Origin of the sequence: Burkholderia sp. 4NA327C6 (assembly GCF_005502655.1) — a bacterium.
In the GTDB taxonomy this organism is placed as follows: Bacteria; Pseudomonadota; Gammaproteobacteria; order Burkholderiales; family Burkholderiaceae; genus Burkholderia; species Burkholderia contaminans.
Map to the genome: position 1 here is coordinate 1 of NZ_SCNZ01000055.1, position 16,012 is coordinate 16,012.

General features: G+C 66.0%; 17 protein-coding genes and 1 tRNA gene. 2 read left to right on the forward strand and 16 right to left on the reverse strand.

What is annotated here, in order from left to right; translation table 11 throughout:
- Positions 1 to 65 precede the first annotated feature (65 nt).
- The 7 genes from pth to FFS49_RS35530 all read right to left on the reverse strand — a co-directional run bounded on the left by pth (position 66) and on the right by FFS49_RS35530 (position 6,043).
- Positions 66 to 665: an aminoacyl-tRNA hydrolase gene (pth, locus tag FFS49_RS35500; protein ID WP_006477776.1), complete on the reverse strand. Its 600-nt coding sequence runs from the start codon at positions 663 to 665 to the stop codon at positions 66 to 68.
- Between the two features lie 121 nt (positions 666 to 786).
- Positions 787 to 1,392, reverse strand: a complete 606-nt coding sequence (locus FFS49_RS35505; RefSeq protein ID WP_039346059.1) for a 50S ribosomal protein L25/general stress protein Ctc — start codon at positions 1,390 to 1,392, stop codon at positions 787 to 789.
- 161 nt (positions 1,393 to 1,553) lie between these two features.
- The gene (locus FFS49_RS35510; protein ID WP_027789096.1) at positions 1,554 to 2,516 is read right to left on the reverse strand and encodes a ribose-phosphate pyrophosphokinase; all 963 of its coding nucleotides are present in this window, start codon (positions 2,514 to 2,516) and stop codon (positions 1,554 to 1,556) included.
- A 44-nt stretch (positions 2,517 to 2,560) separates the two neighbouring features.
- Positions 2,561 to 2,637, reverse strand: a tRNA-Gln gene (locus FFS49_RS35515).
- Positions 2,638 to 2,692: 55 nt separating this feature from the next.
- Positions 2,693 to 3,574 (reverse strand): 4-(cytidine 5'-diphospho)-2-C-methyl-D-erythritol kinase, encoded by an 882-nt coding sequence (gene ispE, locus FFS49_RS35520; protein WP_105815126.1) that lies wholly within the window; start codon positions 3,572 to 3,574, stop codon positions 2,693 to 2,695.
- Positions 3,575 to 3,599: 25 nt separating this feature from the next.
- On the reverse strand, positions 3,600 to 4,220 hold the full coding sequence (gene lolB, locus FFS49_RS35525) for a lipoprotein insertase outer membrane protein LolB (protein ID WP_105815127.1): 621 nt from the start codon (positions 4,218 to 4,220) through the stop codon (positions 3,600 to 3,602).
- Positions 4,220 to 6,043, reverse strand: a complete 1,824-nt coding sequence (locus FFS49_RS35530; protein ID WP_039346039.1) for a tetratricopeptide repeat protein — start codon at positions 6,041 to 6,043, stop codon at positions 4,220 to 4,222. The genes lolB and FFS49_RS35530 overlap by 1 nt, the downstream gene beginning before the upstream one ends.
- 86 nt (positions 6,044 to 6,129) lie before the next feature.
- On the opposite strand from FFS49_RS35530, the gene mutM reads away from it, so the two are divergent.
- Together mutM and mutY are read left to right on the forward strand one after the other, a co-directional pair.
- Positions 6,130 to 6,957: a bifunctional DNA-formamidopyrimidine glycosylase/DNA-(apurinic or apyrimidinic site) lyase gene (gene mutM / locus FFS49_RS35535; RefSeq protein WP_137951046.1), complete on the forward strand. Its 828-nt coding sequence runs from the start codon at positions 6,130 to 6,132 to the stop codon at positions 6,955 to 6,957.
- Positions 6,958 to 6,981: 24 nt separating this feature from the next.
- On the forward strand, positions 6,982 to 8,085 hold the full coding sequence (gene mutY / locus FFS49_RS35540; RefSeq protein WP_039346033.1) for an A/G-specific adenine glycosylase: 1,104 nt from the start codon (positions 6,982 to 6,984) through the stop codon (positions 8,083 to 8,085).
- A 215-nt stretch (positions 8,086 to 8,300) separates the two neighbouring features.
- Here the strand turns inward: mutY and FFS49_RS35545 are convergent, their stop codons facing one another.
- The 9 genes from FFS49_RS35545 to lptC all read right to left on the reverse strand — a co-directional run bounded on the left by FFS49_RS35545 (position 8,301) and on the right by lptC (position 16,010).
- Entirely contained in the window at positions 8,301 to 8,936 is a 636-nt protein-coding gene (locus FFS49_RS35545; protein ID WP_039346030.1) for an LON peptidase substrate-binding domain-containing protein, read from the reverse strand.
- 27 nt (positions 8,937 to 8,963) lie between these two features.
- Complete coding sequence (gene rapZ, locus FFS49_RS35550) at positions 8,964 to 9,872, reverse strand: RNase adapter RapZ (RefSeq protein ID WP_039346027.1); 909 nt, start codon at positions 9,870 to 9,872, stop codon at positions 8,964 to 8,966.
- A gap of 75 nt (positions 9,873 to 9,947) precedes the next feature.
- The gene (gene hprK, locus FFS49_RS35555) at positions 9,948 to 10,916 is read right to left on the reverse strand and encodes an HPr(Ser) kinase/phosphatase (protein ID WP_011353227.1); all 969 of its coding nucleotides are present in this window, start codon (positions 10,914 to 10,916) and stop codon (positions 9,948 to 9,950) included.
- Between the two features lie 129 nt (positions 10,917 to 11,045).
- Entirely contained in the window at positions 11,046 to 11,585 is a 540-nt protein-coding gene (locus FFS49_RS35560) for a PTS sugar transporter subunit IIA (protein ID WP_011353226.1), read from the reverse strand.
- A gap of 168 nt (positions 11,586 to 11,753) precedes the next feature.
- Positions 11,754 to 12,113, reverse strand: a complete 360-nt coding sequence (gene raiA, locus FFS49_RS35565; protein ID WP_006477786.1) for a ribosome-associated translation inhibitor RaiA — start codon at positions 12,111 to 12,113, stop codon at positions 11,754 to 11,756.
- A 158-nt stretch (positions 12,114 to 12,271) separates the two neighbouring features.
- Complete coding sequence (locus FFS49_RS35570) at positions 12,272 to 13,777, reverse strand: RNA polymerase factor sigma-54 (RefSeq protein WP_105815128.1); 1,506 nt, start codon at positions 13,775 to 13,777, stop codon at positions 12,272 to 12,274.
- Positions 13,778 to 13,936: 159 nt separating this feature from the next.
- On the reverse strand, positions 13,937 to 14,713 hold the full coding sequence (gene lptB / locus FFS49_RS35575) for an LPS export ABC transporter ATP-binding protein (protein ID WP_039346017.1): 777 nt from the start codon (positions 14,711 to 14,713) through the stop codon (positions 13,937 to 13,939).
- Positions 14,710 to 15,375, reverse strand: a complete 666-nt coding sequence (lptA, locus tag FFS49_RS35580) for a lipopolysaccharide transport periplasmic protein LptA (RefSeq protein WP_039346006.1) — start codon at positions 15,373 to 15,375, stop codon at positions 14,710 to 14,712. Before lptA ends, lptB begins: the two co-directional genes overlap by 4 nt.
- A 20-nt stretch (positions 15,376 to 15,395) precedes the next feature.
- Entirely contained in the window at positions 15,396 to 16,010 is a 615-nt protein-coding gene (lptC, locus tag FFS49_RS35585) for an LPS export ABC transporter periplasmic protein LptC (RefSeq protein ID WP_105815129.1), read from the reverse strand.
- Positions 16,011 to 16,012: the final 2 nt, after the last annotated feature.

Consider the following 16,012-nt stretch of genomic DNA (forward strand, 5'->3'; position numbering starts at 1 on the left):
GCTCCAGTGCATAGAGCCGTCCGGCGAAACCGGACGGCTCTATGCACTGGAGCGGTGCGATGCGATCAGTTGCGATGCAGCTGCATCGTCGCGCGGTCGAGTTCGCCCTTGACGACCATCGGCATCACGGCGAGTGCGCGTTCGATCGACGCGTCGATCACGTCCTGTTCCTCGCGACGCGGCGGCTTCAGCACGAAGTTCGCGACGTCGGGCTTCGCGCCGGCGCGCGCGCTTTCCGGAATCAGGTCGCGCGGATGGCCGATGCCGATCCGCAGCCGCCAGTACTGCTGCGACGACAGGTGCGCGGTGATGTCCTTCAGGCCGTTGTGGCCGCCGCTGCCGCCGCCGAGCTTGAGCTTCACGGTGCCGGGCGGCAGGTCGAGCTCGTCGTGCGCGACGAGGATCTGGTCGGGCAGGATCTTGAAGAATTGCGCGAGTGCGACGACCGACTGGCCGGAGCGGTTCATGTAGGTTTGCGGCTCGAGCAGGTGGACTTCTTCGCCGTGCAGGCGCGCTTTCGCGTAGAAGCCATGGAAGCGGCGCTCGTCGCGCAGCGTCGTGCCGGCTTCGCGGGCGAGCTGGTCGATCAGCCAGAAGCCGGCGTTGTGGCGCGTCGCGGTGTATTCCGCCCCGGGATTGCCGAGGCCGACGATCAGTTTGATCATGACGTTTCGAAGGCGGCAACGGCCGCCTGGGCGCAGAAAAAGAAAAACCCGCCGGGCAAGCCGCGGCGGGTTGCGTCGACCGTTTCGTGAAACGGATCGATGGGGCGCGTGGGCAGCCCGCTCAGGCAGCCGGCGTTTCGCCTTCTGCTGCGTCCGACACGGCACCAGCCGGGACCGTCGCCGATGCGACAACCGGGTTTTCCGCGTCGACGTGCGCGACCAGCGCGACGCCCTTCGGCAGCGTGATGTCCTTCGCGTGCAGCGATTGACCGGCTTCGATCTTCGACAGGTCGACTTCGAGGAACTCCGGCAGGTCAGCCGGCAGGCACTCGATTTCGATTTCCGTCGCGACGTGCGAAACGATCGCGCTCGACAGCTTCACGGCCGGGCTGATTTCCGCGTTCAGGAAGTGCAGCGGAGCCTTCGTGTGCAGCTTCTTCTTCGCGTCAACGCGTTGGAAGTCCACGTGCAGCACCAGTTGCTTGAACGGGTGGTATTGCACGTCGCGCAGCAGAACCTGTTGCGACTGGCCAGCCACTTCGAGGTCGAGGATCGACGAGTGGAAAGCTTCCTTCTTCAGGGCGTGCCACAGGGCGTTGTGATCGAGTTCGATCTTTTGCGGGGCTGCTTCGCCACCGTAAACGATACCCGTGGTCTTACCAGCGTTGCGCAGGCGGCGGCTCGCACCCGTACCTTGCTCTTGGCGCTCGAAAGCGACGACTTTCATGTGATTCTCCAATAGCTGCCCGCGACCAGGCAGTAAAACGGGGCCGTCAAACTGCGGCCCCCGATGAAACGAACGGGGTTTCGTCTATCCCGCCCGATTGTGCAAAAAGCGAAGCGTTGCCGCTTCGCTTTCTGCGCATGCTTTGTTCAGTCGATTCGCGATCAGGATTCCGCGAACAGCGACATCACGGAGTCGCCGCGGCGGATCCGCGAGAACGTTTCGGCCAGCAGGCTCGCACTCGTCAGTGCACGGATCTTCGAGCAGCCGAGCGATTCGGCGGACAGCGGGATCGTGTCGGTGACGACCAGCTCGTCGAGTGCCGATGCGGCGATGCGATCACCTGCGCCACCCGACAGCACCGGGTGCGTCGCGTAGGCGAAGACCTGCTTCGCGCCGCGCTCTTTCAGCACTTGCGCGGCCTTGCAGAGCGTGCCTGCCGTATCGACCATGTCGTCCATGATCACGCAGGTGCGGCCTTCGACTTCACCGATGATGTTCATCACTTCGGAGACGTTCGCCTTCGGGCGACGCTTGTCGATGATCGCGAGATCGCAGTTGAGCTGCTTCGCGAGTGCCCGGGCACGCACCACGCCGCCGACGTCCGGCGACACGACGAGCAGATCCGGGTAGTTCTGCTTGCGCAGGTCACCCAGCAGGATCGGCGTTGCGTAGATGTTGTCGACCGGGATGTCGAAGAAGCCTTGAATCTGGTCGGCGTGCAGATCCATCGTGATGATCCGCTCGACGCCGGCAATTTCCAGCATGTTCGCGACGACCTTCGCCGAGATCGCGACGCGCGCCGAACGCGGGCGGCGATCCTGACGGGCGTAGCCGAAGTAGGGGATGGCTGCAGTGATCCGGCCGGCGGATGCGCGCTTGAGCGCATCGACCATGATCATCAGTTCCATCAGGTTGTCGTTCGTCGGTGCGCACGTGGATTGCAGGACGAAGACGTCCTTGCCGCGCACGTTTTCCTGGATCTCGACCTGGATCTCGCCGTCGGAGAAACGGCTGACCATTGCTTTGCCGAGGGGGATTCCAAGGATATTGACGACTTCCTGGGCGAGCGCGGGATTCGCGTTGCCAGTAAAGACCATCAGGCCATCATGGCTGTGGCTGCTCATCGTGCACCTGCTTCAGGCTTGGGCGGGAAATGCGGGAAAATTTTTGGCAGGGGAGGAAGGACTCGAACCCTCGCATGCCGGAATCAAAATCCGGTGCCTTGACCAACTTGGCGACTCCCCTACACTTAACTGATAACTTTACCGAACTCGTGTAGGCCGTTCGACAAAGTAAAACTTCATGACGCGAAAGCGAAGAGCGGATGCTCATTCAGGCTCTCGGCAACTGCGCCATTCCAACTGGCGGGCAGCTTGGCTTTCGCCGCTTCTGCCTCGTGCTTGCTGCGAAACGCTGCAAACACGCTTGCTCCGGAACCGGTCATCCTCGCGGGGGTCACATCATACAACCATTTGACCACCTGCGCAACTTCCGCGTACTTACTTGTCACAACTTGCTGCATATCGTTCCGACCGAAACTATCTGGCCATCCCGCGTCGCTGCTTTGCTGTGCAAGAAAGTCCGTAATTGTGACGCGCTTCGAATCTCTTGTCAACAACTCATCTGAAAATATTTCAGCGGTTGGGACATGAACGCGGGGCGTTACAACCAAGAACCAGCGAGTCGGCAATTGTACCTCAGCTAATTCTTCTCCGATACCCTCTGCGAACGCATTTTTTCCAAAAATAAAAAACGGGACGTCAGCGCCGAGTTTTACCGCGAGCGATTGAAGCTCGGCGCGCGGCAGGTCGAGTTGCCACAGGCGGTTCAGCGCGAGCAGCGTCGTCGCCGCGTCGGAGCTGCCGCCGCCGAGGCCGGCCCCCATGGGCAGGCACTTGTCGATCTCGATGTCGACACCGTGCGCGGTGCCCGTATGCGCTTTCAGCAGGTTGGCCGCGCGCACGACCAGATCGCTTTCCTCGGGCACGCCGGGCACGTCGGTGACGCGCGCGACGCGACCGTCGTCGCGCAGCGTGAAGTGCAGGGTGTCGCCCCAGTTCAGCAACTGGAACACGCTTTGCAGATCGTGATAGCCGTTCGGGCGGCGGCCGGTGATGTGCAGGAACAGGTTGAGTTTCGCGGGCGCAAGGCAGTTGCGCAGCGAGCGGGTCGAATCGGTCATGCGTATATCTGGGCTGGGCGGGTGCTCACTGATCGAGCACGAGCTTGATGTCGAGCGGCGGTGTCGCGCGCACGAGGTTGACGCGTTTGACGCCCGTGGCCGGGGCATCCGCGTAGGCAAGGTAGTCGATCGTCCAGCCGTCCTGGCGGATCTGCTTGACGTGTGCACCGTCGGCCGGATCGCGCACCGTTTCCGCAGGCGTGGCAGGCGCGGCGGTCGGCAGCAGCCAGTAGCGCAGGCCCGCGAGCGGCAGTTCGAAGCCGAGCGTTTTCTGCATCAGGTCGCCGACGTCCGGCGCATATTGCGTCGGACGGTTCGGCAATTCGAGCGATGCCGCCTGCGGCGTCGACTTCACGACCGCAAGCGTCTGGCCGAGCGGACTGCGCAGCTCGAGCGACACGTCGTCGCCGTGCTCCTGCCAGTCGAAGTTGCCGTACACGTTCTGCGGATTGCCGAGACGATCGTCGTACCGTACCGCGAAGCGGCCATGGTAGGCATGCGTCGCGGCCGTCTGCAGCGCGGCGGCCGTCGGCGCGTTGGCCGACGGCGGCGTGCTCGCGCAGCCGGCGAGCACAAGCGCCGCGCCGGCCGCGGCCAGCGTGCGCTGCGCACGGGAGGACAGGGAAAACATCGGGAACATCTGCATCAGAGGCCGTTGATCTGCAGGCGTTTGAGCGTCTGCACGAGCGTTTCGTTGTCGGGCTCGAGCTTCTGCGCGTCACGCCATGCGGAACGCGCATCGTCCTGCGCGCCGCTCTTCCACAGCACTTCGCCGAGATGCGCGCCGATCTCGGCATTCGGCTGCAGTTCGTACGCGCGCCGCAGCACCTTCGCCGCGCCGGCCGTATCGCCCATCCGGTACTTCACCCAGCCGAGGCTGTCCATGATGTACGCGTCGTTCGGCGCGAGCGTCATCGCCTTGTCGATCAGCTTGCTGGCTTCGGGCAGCCGCTGGTTGCGGTCGGCGAGCGAATAGCCGAGCGCGTTGTACGCCTGCGGATTGTCGGGCTGCGTGCGGATCAGCTCGCGCAGCTGCTTTTCCATCGTCGTGTAGTGGCCGGTCTTTTCGGCCGCCATCGCGTAGTCGTAGCGCAGGTCGGGATCGTCGGGGAAGTCCTGGACCGCCTGCCCGAGCCGTGCCTCGGCTTCCGGGTAGCGCTTCGCGGTGAACAGGATCGACGCGTCGGTGCGTGCGACCACGGCCGCATCGCGCGGATCCGTGATCGGCAGGTCGTCGAGCACCTTGCGCGCCTCGTCGGTCTTGCCCTGTTTTTGCAGCAGCTGCGCGCGCGTGATCTGCGCGGGCAGGTAGTGCTGGCTCGTCTGGTCGACCTTGTCGAGCCATTGCGACGCCTGCGCGTCGTTGTTCTGGTCGATCGCGATCTGCGCGAGGTAGATGTAGCCCTGGCCGACGTCGAGGTTCGGCTGCTTGTCGCCGAGCTGTACGTACTGCTTCAGGTAGCCGGTCGCTTCGTCGAGCTTCTTCTGCTGGATCTTGATCAGCGCAAGCGCCATCAGCGGCGTCGGATCCTTCGAGTCGAGCTTGCGCATCGTCTCGAACTGCTTCTGCGCGTCGTCGAGGCGATCGTCGGCGAGATAGAGCTGCGACAGCGCGAGCCGCGCATCGCGCGACTTCGGATTCTGCTGAACATACTTCTCGAACGACGCGATGCCCGCCGCGCGTTCCGCCGGCCCCATCTGCGACAGCATCAGGGCCGCCGGCAGGTAGTCGGGGCGGAGCTGCAGCGCCTGCTTCAGCGACTGCGCGGCGCCGTCCTTGTCGTCGACCGCGAGCTGCTGGCGCGCGATCGCGAGCTGGGCCTCGGGCCGGTTCAGGTCGTTCTTCAGCATGTCCTTCAGCACCGCGAGGCCGCCGACGCGGTCGGAGCCGCGCACGAGCAGCGCCTGCAGCGCGAGGATGGCCGGCCCGCGCGTCTCGCCGGTCGCCCGGGCCAGTTCGCGCGCGAGCATCGGCTGCGCGTCGGCCGGCTTGCCGGCGAGCACCAGCAGCGCGGCGTCGACCTGCGATGCGCGGTTCGAATCCGGTGCGTACTGGCGCCACAGGTTCGCGGCAGACAGCGCGTCGGCCGGGCTCTGCGCGCCGAGCGCGATCTCGGTCGCACGCTGCGCCATGCGCGGATCGCGCGTGTCGCGGGCGAGCGCGAGGTAGGTCTGGTAGGCCGGCGCGGGCTGGCTACGCTGCAGCGCGACCTCGGCGGCGAGCACCTGGTAGACGATCTGGCTCGTCAGCGGAACGCCGGGGAGATCCTTTTTCTCGTCCGGCATCACATGCTCGAACGCACCTTGCGACTCCGCGTCGTCCGATGCCGGATCCTGCGCGTGGGCCGGGAAGGCGGTGAGGGTCCAGGCGGCAAACAGCGCGGCGCCGAGTGCACGGCGGACCGGGAAGGCGCGCGCGCCGCGCACGGCGGCGGGGCGCTTCTGAAGCAGCTTCGAGGGCAAGGTCATGGAAATCCGTTCGATGTTTCAACCGATTGTAACGCGCTCGCTACAATACACGCACGATCGTGAATCCAGTCTCAGACCCGCAAACAATGCCAGAGTTGCCAGAAGTCGAAGTCACGCGCCGGGGCATCGCGCCCTTTGTCGCGGGCCGCCGCGTCGAGCGTGTCGACGTCCGTACCGAGATGCTGCGCTGGCCCGTGCCGGCCGGGCTCGCCGAGCAGTTGCGCGCGCGCGAGGTGCTCGCCGTCGAGCGTCGCGGCAAGTACCTGCTGTTCGAGGTCGACGCGGGCTGGTTCATCGTCCACCTCGGCATGACGGGCACGCTGCGCGTGCTGCCCGCGGCCGGCGTGCCGGTCGCCGCGAAGCATGACCACATCGACTGGATCTTCGACGAATTCGTGCTCCGGTTCCGCGATCCGCGCCGTTTCGGCGCGGTGCTGTGGCACCCGCGCGAAGCGGGCGACGTGCACGCGCATCCGCTCCTCGCGAGCCTCGGCGTCGAGCCGTTCTCGCCGGCGTTTACCGGCGCGCTGCTGCACGCGCGCACGCGCGGGCGCACCGTGTCGGTGAAGCAGGCGCTGCTCGCGGGCGACATGGTCGTCGGCGTCGGCAACATCTATGCGTCGGAGAGCCTGTTTCGCGCCGGCATCCGGCCGACGACGGCCGCCGTCAAGGTATCGCTGCCGCGTTACGAGCGGCTGGCTGACGCCGTGCGCGCGACGCTTGCCGACGCGATCGAGCGCGGCGGCAGCACATTGCGCGATTTCGTCGGCAGCAACGGCGAAAGCGGCTATTTCCAGCTCGACTGCTTCGTCTACGACCGCGCGGGCCAGCCATGCCGCGTGTGCAACACGCCGATCCGCCAGATCGTGCAGGGTCAGCGGTCGACCTATTTCTGCCCGACCTGCCAGCGTTGAAACCTCTTTCCCCGATCAGATAACTTGAAGCCGCCCCGCATCGCCCCCGCTCCGTTCCCCGTCACGCCGCTGCATCGCTCGTTCGCCACGCGCCTGGTCGCGTGGCAGCGCGAACATGGCCGCCACGATCTGCCGTGGCAGAACACCCGTGATCCGTACCGGATCTGGCTGTCGGAAATCATGCTGCAGCAGACGCAGGTGTCGACCGTCATCCCGTATTACACGCGCTTTCTCGAACGCTACCCCGACGTCGCCGCGCTCGCGGCCGCGCCGACCGACGACGTGATGGCACTGTGGGCAGGGCTCGGCTACTACTCGCGAGCGCGCAACCTGCACCGCTGCGCGCAGGTCGTCGTCGCCGAGCACGGCGGGGCGTTTCCGGCAACGCCCGACGCGCTGGCCGAACTGCCGGGCATCGGCCGTTCGACGGCCGCGGCGATCGCGTCGTTCGCATACGGCGCGCGCGCGACGATTCTCGACGGCAACGTGAAGCGCGTGCTTGCGCGGGTGTTCGGCGTCGAGGGCTTCCCGGGCGAGAAGCGTGTCGAGAACGACATGTGGGCGCTTGCCGAATCGCTGTTGCCCGACGCCGCGAACGCGGCCGACGTGAGTGCGTATACGCAGGGCCTGATGGATCTCGGCGCGACGCTGTGCGTGCGTGGCAAGCCCGATTGCGCGCGCTGCCCGTTCGCGGGCGACTGCGTTGCGCAATCGACGGGCCGCCAGCGCGAACTGCCGGCCGCGCGTCCGAAGAAGGCCGTGCCGACCCGCAAGACCTGGATGCTCGTGCTGCGCGACGGTGACGCCGTGCTGCTCGAGCGGCGGCCGCCGACCGGCATCTGGGGCGGGCTGTGGAGCCTGCCGCAAGCGGACGGTGACGCCGCGCTCGCGGAACTCGCACGCGGCTTCGGCGGTGGCGGCACGGTGCGGCTCGCGCCGCTCACGCACACGTTCACGCATTTCCGGCTCGAGATCGAGCCGCGCCTGAGCGACCTGGCTGCCGGCGGCCTGCCCGCCGGCGCGCGGGACGCGGACACCGCCTGGGTGCCGCTGAGCCGGCTCGACGCGTATGGTGTGCCGGCGCCCGTGCGCAAGCTGCTCGATGCGCTGAGCGGGCCGCTGCTGTAACGACGGGGGAGGGGCGCGGCGCATGCCGCGCTTTCAGGGAAACGTCGGACGCTCGTGGTTATTCGCGACGACGTAGGTCGCCTCTGCCTGGGTGGCGCGAAGCGGCTGTTTGGGGCGCTTCGGAAAACGCCGGCCCGGCCTTTCGCCTGGAAGAAAGCCCCTCGCGGGACGCCATCTCCCGGATGGCCCGGGCAAAGCGACAGCTCCCGGGCGCGCTATAACCAGCCGTGCCGGTCCAGCACGTGGTGCACGGCGTCGATGCGCGCGCCGACGTCCGGAAACTCCATCAGCTTCTGCCGTGCACGCAGGTCGAGCGGCAGCAGTTCCGCGAGCCGGTTCGACACCCAGCTCGGATCGTCGAGGCGGAACGGTTCGCCGAACGGCATTTTCTCCGGATCGGACTTCTTCAGTGCGTTGATGATGCGCTCGAGCACCTCGGCGCACGAGCCGAACTGTGCGAGCGTCTGCTCGCCTTCGAGCGGGATGTCGTCGGGCAGCGGTTCCGCGATGCCGACCAGCAGCCCGTTGCCTTCGACGCGATACGACAGCAGCTCGAAACGCTGCGTGCCGACCGCCTGCAGGTACAGCATGCCGAATTCACCGGTATCGCATTCGGTGATGCGCGCCATGCAGCCGATGGTCTCGGGCACCGACACCGCGCCGTCCTGCGCGACTTCCGGCCCGCTCTTCAGCAGGCACACGCCGAACGGCGCGTCGTCGCGCAGGCACGCGCGGGCCATGTCGAGATAGCGCGCCTCGAACACCTTGAGCGGGAGCAGGCCCCCCGGGAACAGCACCGTGTGCAGGGGAAACAGCGGCAGGTCGATCAGGGTGGTCGATAGGGAGGACATGGCGCGCGGGCGTTGGGGCGGGCGTCGCTAGGGTCGGTCGACCTCGGAGACGAGCCGCGACGACGCGTCGACATCCACTGGCGCGTCACGATGCCGCACGATCACGTTCGCGTCGTGCGCCAGGCGCGCGGCGAGCGTTTCCGCGATGAATACCGACCGATGCTGCCCGCCCGTGCAGCCGATGGCGACGGTCAGGTAGCTGCGGTTGTCATCGCGGAAGTGCGGCAGCCATTTCATCAGGAACGCATGGATGTCGTCGATCATCTGGTGGACGATCGGCAGTGCGTCGAGAAAGGCGATGACCGGCTGGTCGAGCCCGGTGAGCGGGCGCAACTCGTGGTCGTAGTACGGATTCGGCAGCGCGCGCACGTCGAACATCAGGTCGGCGTCGAGCGGCACGCCGCGCTTGAAGCCGAACGATTCGAACATCACCATCAGGTCGTTGTTCTTCTGCTCGATGAAGCGCTTGACCCAAGTACGCAGCGCGTTCGCGCGCAGCGTGCTGGTGTCGATCTGGTGGCCGAATTCGGCGAGCGGCGCGACGAGCTCGCGCTCGCGCTCGATCGCCTCCTCGAGCGACGACAGCAGGCCGACGTCCGCATCGTGCGACCGCGAGCCCGACAGCGGATGGCGGCGGCGCGTTTCGGAGAAGCGCTGGATCAGCGCCTGGGTGCTCGCGTTGAGGAACAGCACACGCACGTCGTGCTCGCGCGACAGCTCGCGGATCAGGCCGGGCATTTCGTCGAGCGACGCGCTCGAGCGCGCGTCGATCGCGACCGCCAGCCGGCGCTGGCCATCCTCGGCGAGGTAGCGGGCGAGTTCGGGGAGCACGTGCGGCGGCAGGTTGTCGACGCAGTAATAGCCTGCGTCTTCGAGCGCGTTCAGCGCGACGGACTTACCTGAGCCGGAGATGCCGGTGATGAGGACGATGCGCATGGGAAGCAGAGAATCCTGACGTTTCATCATAGCACCGGCTCGACGCGTCGGCGTGGCGTGGCCGGCGCGTGCGGGTTACACCAGTTTGCCGGGGAACTGACTGTCGGGATCTTGCATCGCGAGTCGTTGCCGATCCATGAAATCTCGCAACGTGTCGATTCCGCGCAACTGCAGGATCGTGTTCCGGACGGCCGCCTCGACGAGCACCGCGAGGTTGCGGCCGGCCGCCACCTGGATCGTGACCTTGCTGATCGGCAGGCCGAGCACGTCGACGGTCTGGCTTTCGAGCGGCAGGCGCTGGAATTCGCCGTCGGGGCGCCGCACGAGCTGGACGATCAGCTTCAGCTTCATTTTCCGCCGCACGGCCGTTTCGCCGAAAATCGTCTTGATGTCGAGCAGGCCGAGGCCGCGTACTTCAAGGAGGTTCTGCAGTAGCGGCGGGCAGCGCCCTTCGACGAAATCGGGGCCAAGTCGGACGAAATCGACTGCATCGTCGGCTACGAGGCCGTGGCCGCGGCTGATCAGCTCGAGGCCGAGTTCGCTCTTGCCGAGGCCCGAATCGCCGGTCAGCAGCACGCCCATCCCGAGGATGTCGATGAACACGCCGTGCAGCGTCGCGCGCGGCGCGAGGATGCGCGACATGTAGAGCCGCAGGCTGTCGATCACCGCGGCGGCCGACATGGGCGTGGTGAACAACGGGGTCGACGAGCGCGTGCAGCGCAGCACGAGTTCGGGCGGCGCCGCGGCGCCGCCGGCGACGACGAGGAACGGCGGCTCGAGCGCGATCAGCTCGGCCATGTGGCGCGAGCGGTCTTCGTCGGTTTGTCGCTGGTAGTAGTCGATTTCGGCTTCGCCGAGCACCTGGATCCGGTTCGGGTGGATCAGGTTCAGGTGGCCGACGAGGTCGGCGCTCGAGGTTGCATTGCCGACGGTGTCGGCCGAAAAGCCGCGCTCCCAGCCTTCATGCCCCGTCAGCCAGCTCAATTTCAGCGTGGCCGCGTTGTCGTCGAAGATGCTCTGGGCGTTGATGCTGGACGTATCCATGACTCTCGTCACTCCAATGGGCCGGTGCGTACGCGCGGCGACGGACGTCGCCATGCCGGGCCGGCGCCGGGCGGCCCTGAACGGCGGCGTGTGCCGCCGCGTACGGGAAAATATTCCGCCCGGATCAACTCAAGGTTGCCACTGAGTGAGCAGGCGATGCAACTCGGCGATATCCGTTTCGTTGTGCAGACGCTCGCGCGCGTCGCGATCGGACAGCAGTTGCGCGATTTCCGACAGGATCTCGAGGTGCTGCTGGGTGGCTTGCTCGGGCACGAGCAGGAAGATCAGGAGGCCGACCGGTTGGCCGTCGGGGGCTTCGAACGGGATCGCATCGGCGAGCCGGACGAACGCGGCGAGCGGGTGCTTGAGACCCTTGATGCGCCCGTGCGGAATCGCGACGCCTTCGCCGAGCCCGGTCGAGCCGAGGCGCTCGCGCGCGAACAGGTTGTCCGTGACGGTGCTGCGGGCGATGCCGTTCTGATTCTCGAACATCAGCCCGGCTTGTTCGAACACGCGTTTCTTGCTGGTGACTGAGAGGTCGATGACGACGTTCTCTATGGGCAGGATTTTGGCTAGGCGATTCATGTTGGCAGGCGATTGGGCGGCCTGGGGTCTCCTTGCGGCGGCAGACTGATTATCCATGTTCGGCGATATCAAGGCGTTCGGCATCGGCAACCTGCAAGGCAGCTACCGCATCCAGCACCCCCCGGCGATAACCGGAACATTATAGAGCACAGCCGCGTGCGTGGCGCAGCGCGGACGGACCGGTTACACCACTGCGCGGAGTCGCAAAAAAAACGCCCGGCGAACCGGGCGACGTGTGTGTTGCGGTGAAGGTTACTGCGGCGGCAGTTCGATCTGGTCGATCGACGGTTGAAGCTTGATCGGGTCGTGCGCGTGCGTTTGCAGGCGCTCCATGTGCTTGACGACCTGGCGGTCCAGCTTGTCGATCAGCAGGTCGATCGCGGCATACAGGTTACCGTTCGCGCTTTCGACGAAGATGTCCTTGCCCTTCAGGTGCAGATTGATTTCCGCGCGCTGCTGCTTGTCCTTTTCCTTGTGGTTGTCGACCGAGAGGATCACAGTGCCATCGATCACCTGATCGCTATGCCGTAGCACCCGGTCCAGCTTGGTGATCACGTATTCGCGAATTGCAGGCGTGACTTCGAGATGATGTCCACTGATCTTCAGGTTCATAGTGCTTCTCCAAGCGAGTGACCACCCGGCCGCATCGAGGCGGCGCTCCGGTCGACTTGCCCGTACCGCACGAGGCGGTGTACCGCGGACAGGTCGCCCGGCCTGTTCCCCGTGTGCGCGGTGGCCGGAACACGCCTGCCGCCGGGCAGGCAGCAGGCTTAAAGAGACTTGCGCAGATTCACTGCCGGGATCTTGAGGGCTTCGCGATACTTCGCAACCGTGCGGCGCGCGACCACGAATCCTTGTTCTGCCAGCAGCTCGGCAATGCGGCTGTCCGAAAGTGGCGATTTAGGGTCTTCAGCTCCTATCAGTTGCTTGATGAGGGCTCGGATGGCTGTCGACGAAGCGGCGCCACCGGTGTCGGTCGAAACGTGAGATCCGAAGAAGTACTTAAATTCAAGCGTCCCGAACGGGGTCAGCATGTACTTCCCGGTTGTCACACGGCTGACAGTCGACTCGTGTAGGCCCAGCGTATCAGCTATTTCCCGCAAAACCAAGGGGCGCATGGCAATTTCACCGTGCGCAAAGAAGTTCTTTTGACGCTCGACAATCGCCTGCGCGACACGCAGGATCGTGTCGAAACGCTGCTGGATGTTCTTGATCAGCCAGCGTGCTTCCTGGAGCTGCTGCTTGAGCGAACCGGCCGACGGATCGCCGCGGCTGTTGCGCAGGATGTTCGCGTAAAGGTTGTTGATCCGCAGGCGCGGCACGACCTCCGGATTGAGCTCCGCGAGCCATCCCTGGCCGGCCTTCTTCACGATGATGTCGGGCACGACGTAGTCGGCCTCGGCCTTGCCGTATGCGGCGCCGGGGAACGGCTCCAGCGAACGGATCAGCGTGTGCGCGTCGCGCAGCGCGTCGTCGCTCGCCTTCAGGTGCTTGCGCAACCGCGTGAAGTCGCGGGCGGCGAGCAGTTCGAGATGCTGCGACACGATCTCGAGCGCGAGCGTGCGTGTCGGGGACGGATCGAGGCGCAGCAACTGCAGCTTCAGGCATTCGGATGCCGAACGGGCACCGACCCCGGCCGGATCGAAGCTGTGCAGCAGCGCGAGCGCCGCGTTCAGTTCGTCGCAGTCGATCTCCAGCTCGGGCGGCAGGTCGGCGAGCACTTCATCGAGCGTGGCGGTCAGGTAGCCGTCGTCGTCGAGCGATTCGATCAGGAACATCACGAGCGCGCGATCGCGCGGGCCGGCCTGCGTGACGCGCAACTGCGCGGACAGGTGGTCGCGCAGCGACGTCGCCGCTTCCTGTACCTGCAGCGGCGGGAGGTCGTCGTCGTCGGATGCGCCGCTCGAGCGGCCGAATTCGTCGAGGTTCCACTGCGGGCCGTCGTTGCCGTCGCCGGACCCGTAACCGTCGTATTCGTCCGCGCCGGCCGGCTCGTCGCGCTCGGCACGATCGCTCGACGAACTGCTACCGTTTGTCGCAGTGGGCTCGGTGTTCTGCGCGGGAGGCGTCTGCGCGATCAGCGATCCGTCCGCAGCGACACGCAGCGGGCTCGCGATCCATTCGTCGTCGTTCTCGAGCAGCGGGTTCTGCGCGACGGCCATCGCGACTTCCTGCTGCAATTCGAGCGTCGACAACTGCAGGAGCCGGATCGACTGCTGTAGCTGGGGCGTCAGCGCCAGGTGTTGCGACAGGCGGAGTTGAAGGCTGGCTTTCATGGCAAGGAGGGAGTCATACCGGCAGTTTGCCACGACCCAGGCGCGTTGAGCCATCCGCGATTACGCGCGGCGCGCCGCCCGGCCGCGGGCATGGCCGCGAAGCGGGGCGCGGCCCCGCGCGGCCATGCCGGGCGGGGTGCAGCCAGCCACGAGGAGGAGTTACATCCGGAAGTGTTCGCCGAGGTACACGCGGCGTACGCTTTCGTTTTCGATGATTTCGCTCGGCGCACCGGCGGCGAGCACCGAGCCGTCGCTGATGATGTAGGCGTGGTCGCAGATGCCGAGCGTTTCGCGGACGTTGTGATCGGTAATCAACACGCCGATGTTGCGCTGCTTCAGGAACTTGACGATCTTCTGGATCTCGAGCACCGCGATCGGGTCGACGCCGGCGAACGGTTCGTCAAGCAGGATGAAGTTCGGGTTGGTAGCCAGCGCGCGCGCGATTTCGACCCGGCGCCGTTCACCGCCCGACAGCGACAGCGCGGGATTCTCGCGCAGATGGGCGATCTGCAGCTCGTCGAGCAGTGCTTCGGCGCGCGACGAGATCGCGTCCTTCGACAGCCGCTTGCCGTCTTCGCCGTGCTGCAGCTCGAGCACCGCGCGGATGTTTTCCTCCACGGTCAGCTTGCGGAACACGGACGCTTCCTGCGGCAGGTACGACAGGCCGAGCGATGCGCGCTTGTGGATCGGCAGCAGGCTGATCGAGCTGCCGTTCAGCGAGATCTCGCCCGCGTCGAGCGGCACCAGGCCGACAATCATGTAGAACGACGTGGTCTTGCCGGCGCCGTTCGGGCCGAGCAGGCCGACGACTTCGCCGCTTTTCACGTCGAGCGACACGTCCTTGACGACCGTGCGCGAGCCGTAGCGCTTCTTCAGGTTGCGGACGACGAGCGAGCTCGTCGTGCCGGCCGGCTGGCGGTTCGGTAGCGCGTTCATTGGCCCGGCGCCCCCTGGATCGTGGTCGACGGCGACAGCTTTGCCGGCGCGCCGTTCAGCGGCGCGGGGCCGCCGTTCTTAGGCGACAGCATCGCGCGCACACGGCCGTTCGGGTTGCCCGGCGCGGCGACGTCCTTGCCGCCCTTCGCGGTGTAGAAGTCGCGCTGGCCGTCGTACGTGATCACGCTGCCGTGCACGGTATCGGCGATGGTCGACGTACCCTGCAGGCGGCGCACGGTCGCGGCGGTGGTCAGCGTGGTCAGGTCCTGCTTGCCGTCGTAGTCGATGCGCTCGGCGTCGCCGTCGATGTATTCGTCGAGGCCTTCGCGTTTCTGGCGGAACGTCGCGTGCTTCTTGCCGCTGCCGAACGAAGTGGCGTACTGATAGCCTTCCGGGTCCTGGCGCACTTCGACGCGATCGCCCTTGATGATGATCGTGCCCTTCGTGATCACGACGTTGCCGGTCGCGACCGTGACCTGCTTCAGGTCGTCATAGGTCAGGTTGTCGGCCTCGACGTTGATCGGCTTGCTTTGGTCGGCCTTCTCGGCATGGGCCAGCGGCGCCAGCCCGACGAGCGGGAGCGCCACGAGCGTCGCGGCAAGCGCGGCGCGGACGGCGCGCGCAGCGCCGCCGGAAATCTGTCGAGGGAACGATTCGTTCATGCAGTCACGTGAGGGATGCGTCACTTGGGTTGACCTTTCGAGCCGCCGGACGTGTCCTGCGCGGCGATCGTGCCGCGCACGTTGCCGTAAAGCTCGATGACCCGGGTGACGTTGTTGTACTTCATGCCGTCGGTCGCGTTGACGAGCGACAGGCCGCGCTGAAGTTTAACCGGCTTTTCGGTCTGGATCACATCGTCATTGACGAAGATGCGGAAATGCTGGGAATCAGCCTGCATCTGCGGATCGCCGCCGCCGGCCGCACGCAGGATGCGCGCGTCGTCGTACAAGTCGACGATCGACACGTCGCCGTTGACGGTGCCGCGCTTCGAGGTGGTCGTCACGACCGGCTTGCCGGGCTGGAACGCGCGCATGGCCGGATCGGTCAGGTCGCTGTCTGCGGTGTCTTCGTAATGGATCAGCTTCGCGGCCGTCAGCCGGTACTGGGTCGTGCCGGTCTGGTCGAGCTCGGTGACCGAGAAGTTGTCCGCGAAATAGTCGGGCGTGTGGCGCTTCGGTTGCACGGTGCCCTCGCCGGGCGGCGGCAGCGTGGCCTGCAGCAGCCACCAGGTGATGCCCGCGAGCGCGGCGACCGCGGCGAGCGGCAGCAGCTGGGTCCAGCGGAAATGCTTGTTCATCC

What these genes read in the sequence shown, in the direction of transcription:
- FFS49_RS35545 (WP_039346030.1), bottom strand. Translation starts at nt 8,936, where the DNA reads ATGTCCTCCCTATCGACCACCCTGATCGACCTGCCGCTGTTTCCCCTG.
- pth (WP_006477776.1), bottom strand. Translation starts at nt 665, where the DNA reads ATGATCAAACTGATCGTCGGCCTCGGCAATCCCGGGGCGGAATACACC.
- mutM (WP_137951046.1), top strand. Translation starts at nt 6,130, where the DNA reads ATGCCAGAGTTGCCAGAAGTCGAAGTCACGCGCCGGGGCATCGCGCCC.
- lptC (WP_105815129.1), bottom strand. Translation starts at nt 16,010, where the DNA reads ATGAACAAGCATTTCCGCTGGACCCAGCTGCTGCCGCTCGCCGCGGTC.
- FFS49_RS35560 (WP_011353226.1), bottom strand. Translation starts at nt 11,585, where the DNA reads ATGCCGAACGCCTTGATATCGCCGAACATGGATAATCAGTCTGCCGCC.
- FFS49_RS35510 (WP_027789096.1), bottom strand. Translation starts at nt 2,516, where the DNA reads ATGAGCAGCCACAGCCATGATGGCCTGATGGTCTTTACTGGCAACGCG.
- lptA (WP_039346006.1), bottom strand. Translation starts at nt 15,375, where the DNA reads ATGAACGAATCGTTCCCTCGACAGATTTCCGGCGGCGCTGCGCGCGCC.
- ispE (WP_105815126.1), bottom strand. Translation starts at nt 3,574, where the DNA reads ATGACCGATTCGACCCGCTCGCTGCGCAACTGCCTTGCGCCCGCGAAA.
- lolB (WP_105815127.1), bottom strand. Translation starts at nt 4,220, where the DNA reads ATGCAGATGTTCCCGATGTTTTCCCTGTCCTCCCGTGCGCAGCGCACG.
- FFS49_RS35530 (WP_039346039.1), bottom strand. Translation starts at nt 6,043, where the DNA reads ATGACCTTGCCCTCGAAGCTGCTTCAGAAGCGCCCCGCCGCCGTGCGC.
- FFS49_RS35570 (WP_105815128.1), bottom strand. Translation starts at nt 13,777, where the DNA reads ATGAAAGCCAGCCTTCAACTCCGCCTGTCGCAACACCTGGCGCTGACG.
- rapZ (WP_039346027.1), bottom strand. Translation starts at nt 9,872, where the DNA reads ATGCGCATCGTCCTCATCACCGGCATCTCCGGCTCAGGTAAGTCCGTC.
- lptB (WP_039346017.1), bottom strand. Translation starts at nt 14,713, where the DNA reads ATGAACGCGCTACCGAACCGCCAGCCGGCCGGCACGACGAGCTCGCTC.
- raiA (WP_006477786.1), bottom strand. Translation starts at nt 12,113, where the DNA reads ATGAACCTGAAGATCAGTGGACATCATCTCGAAGTCACGCCTGCAATT.
- hprK (WP_011353227.1), bottom strand. Translation starts at nt 10,916, where the DNA reads ATGGATACGTCCAGCATCAACGCCCAGAGCATCTTCGACGACAACGCG.
- FFS49_RS35505 (WP_039346059.1), bottom strand. Translation starts at nt 1,392, where the DNA reads ATGAAAGTCGTCGCTTTCGAGCGCCAAGAGCAAGGTACGGGTGCGAGC.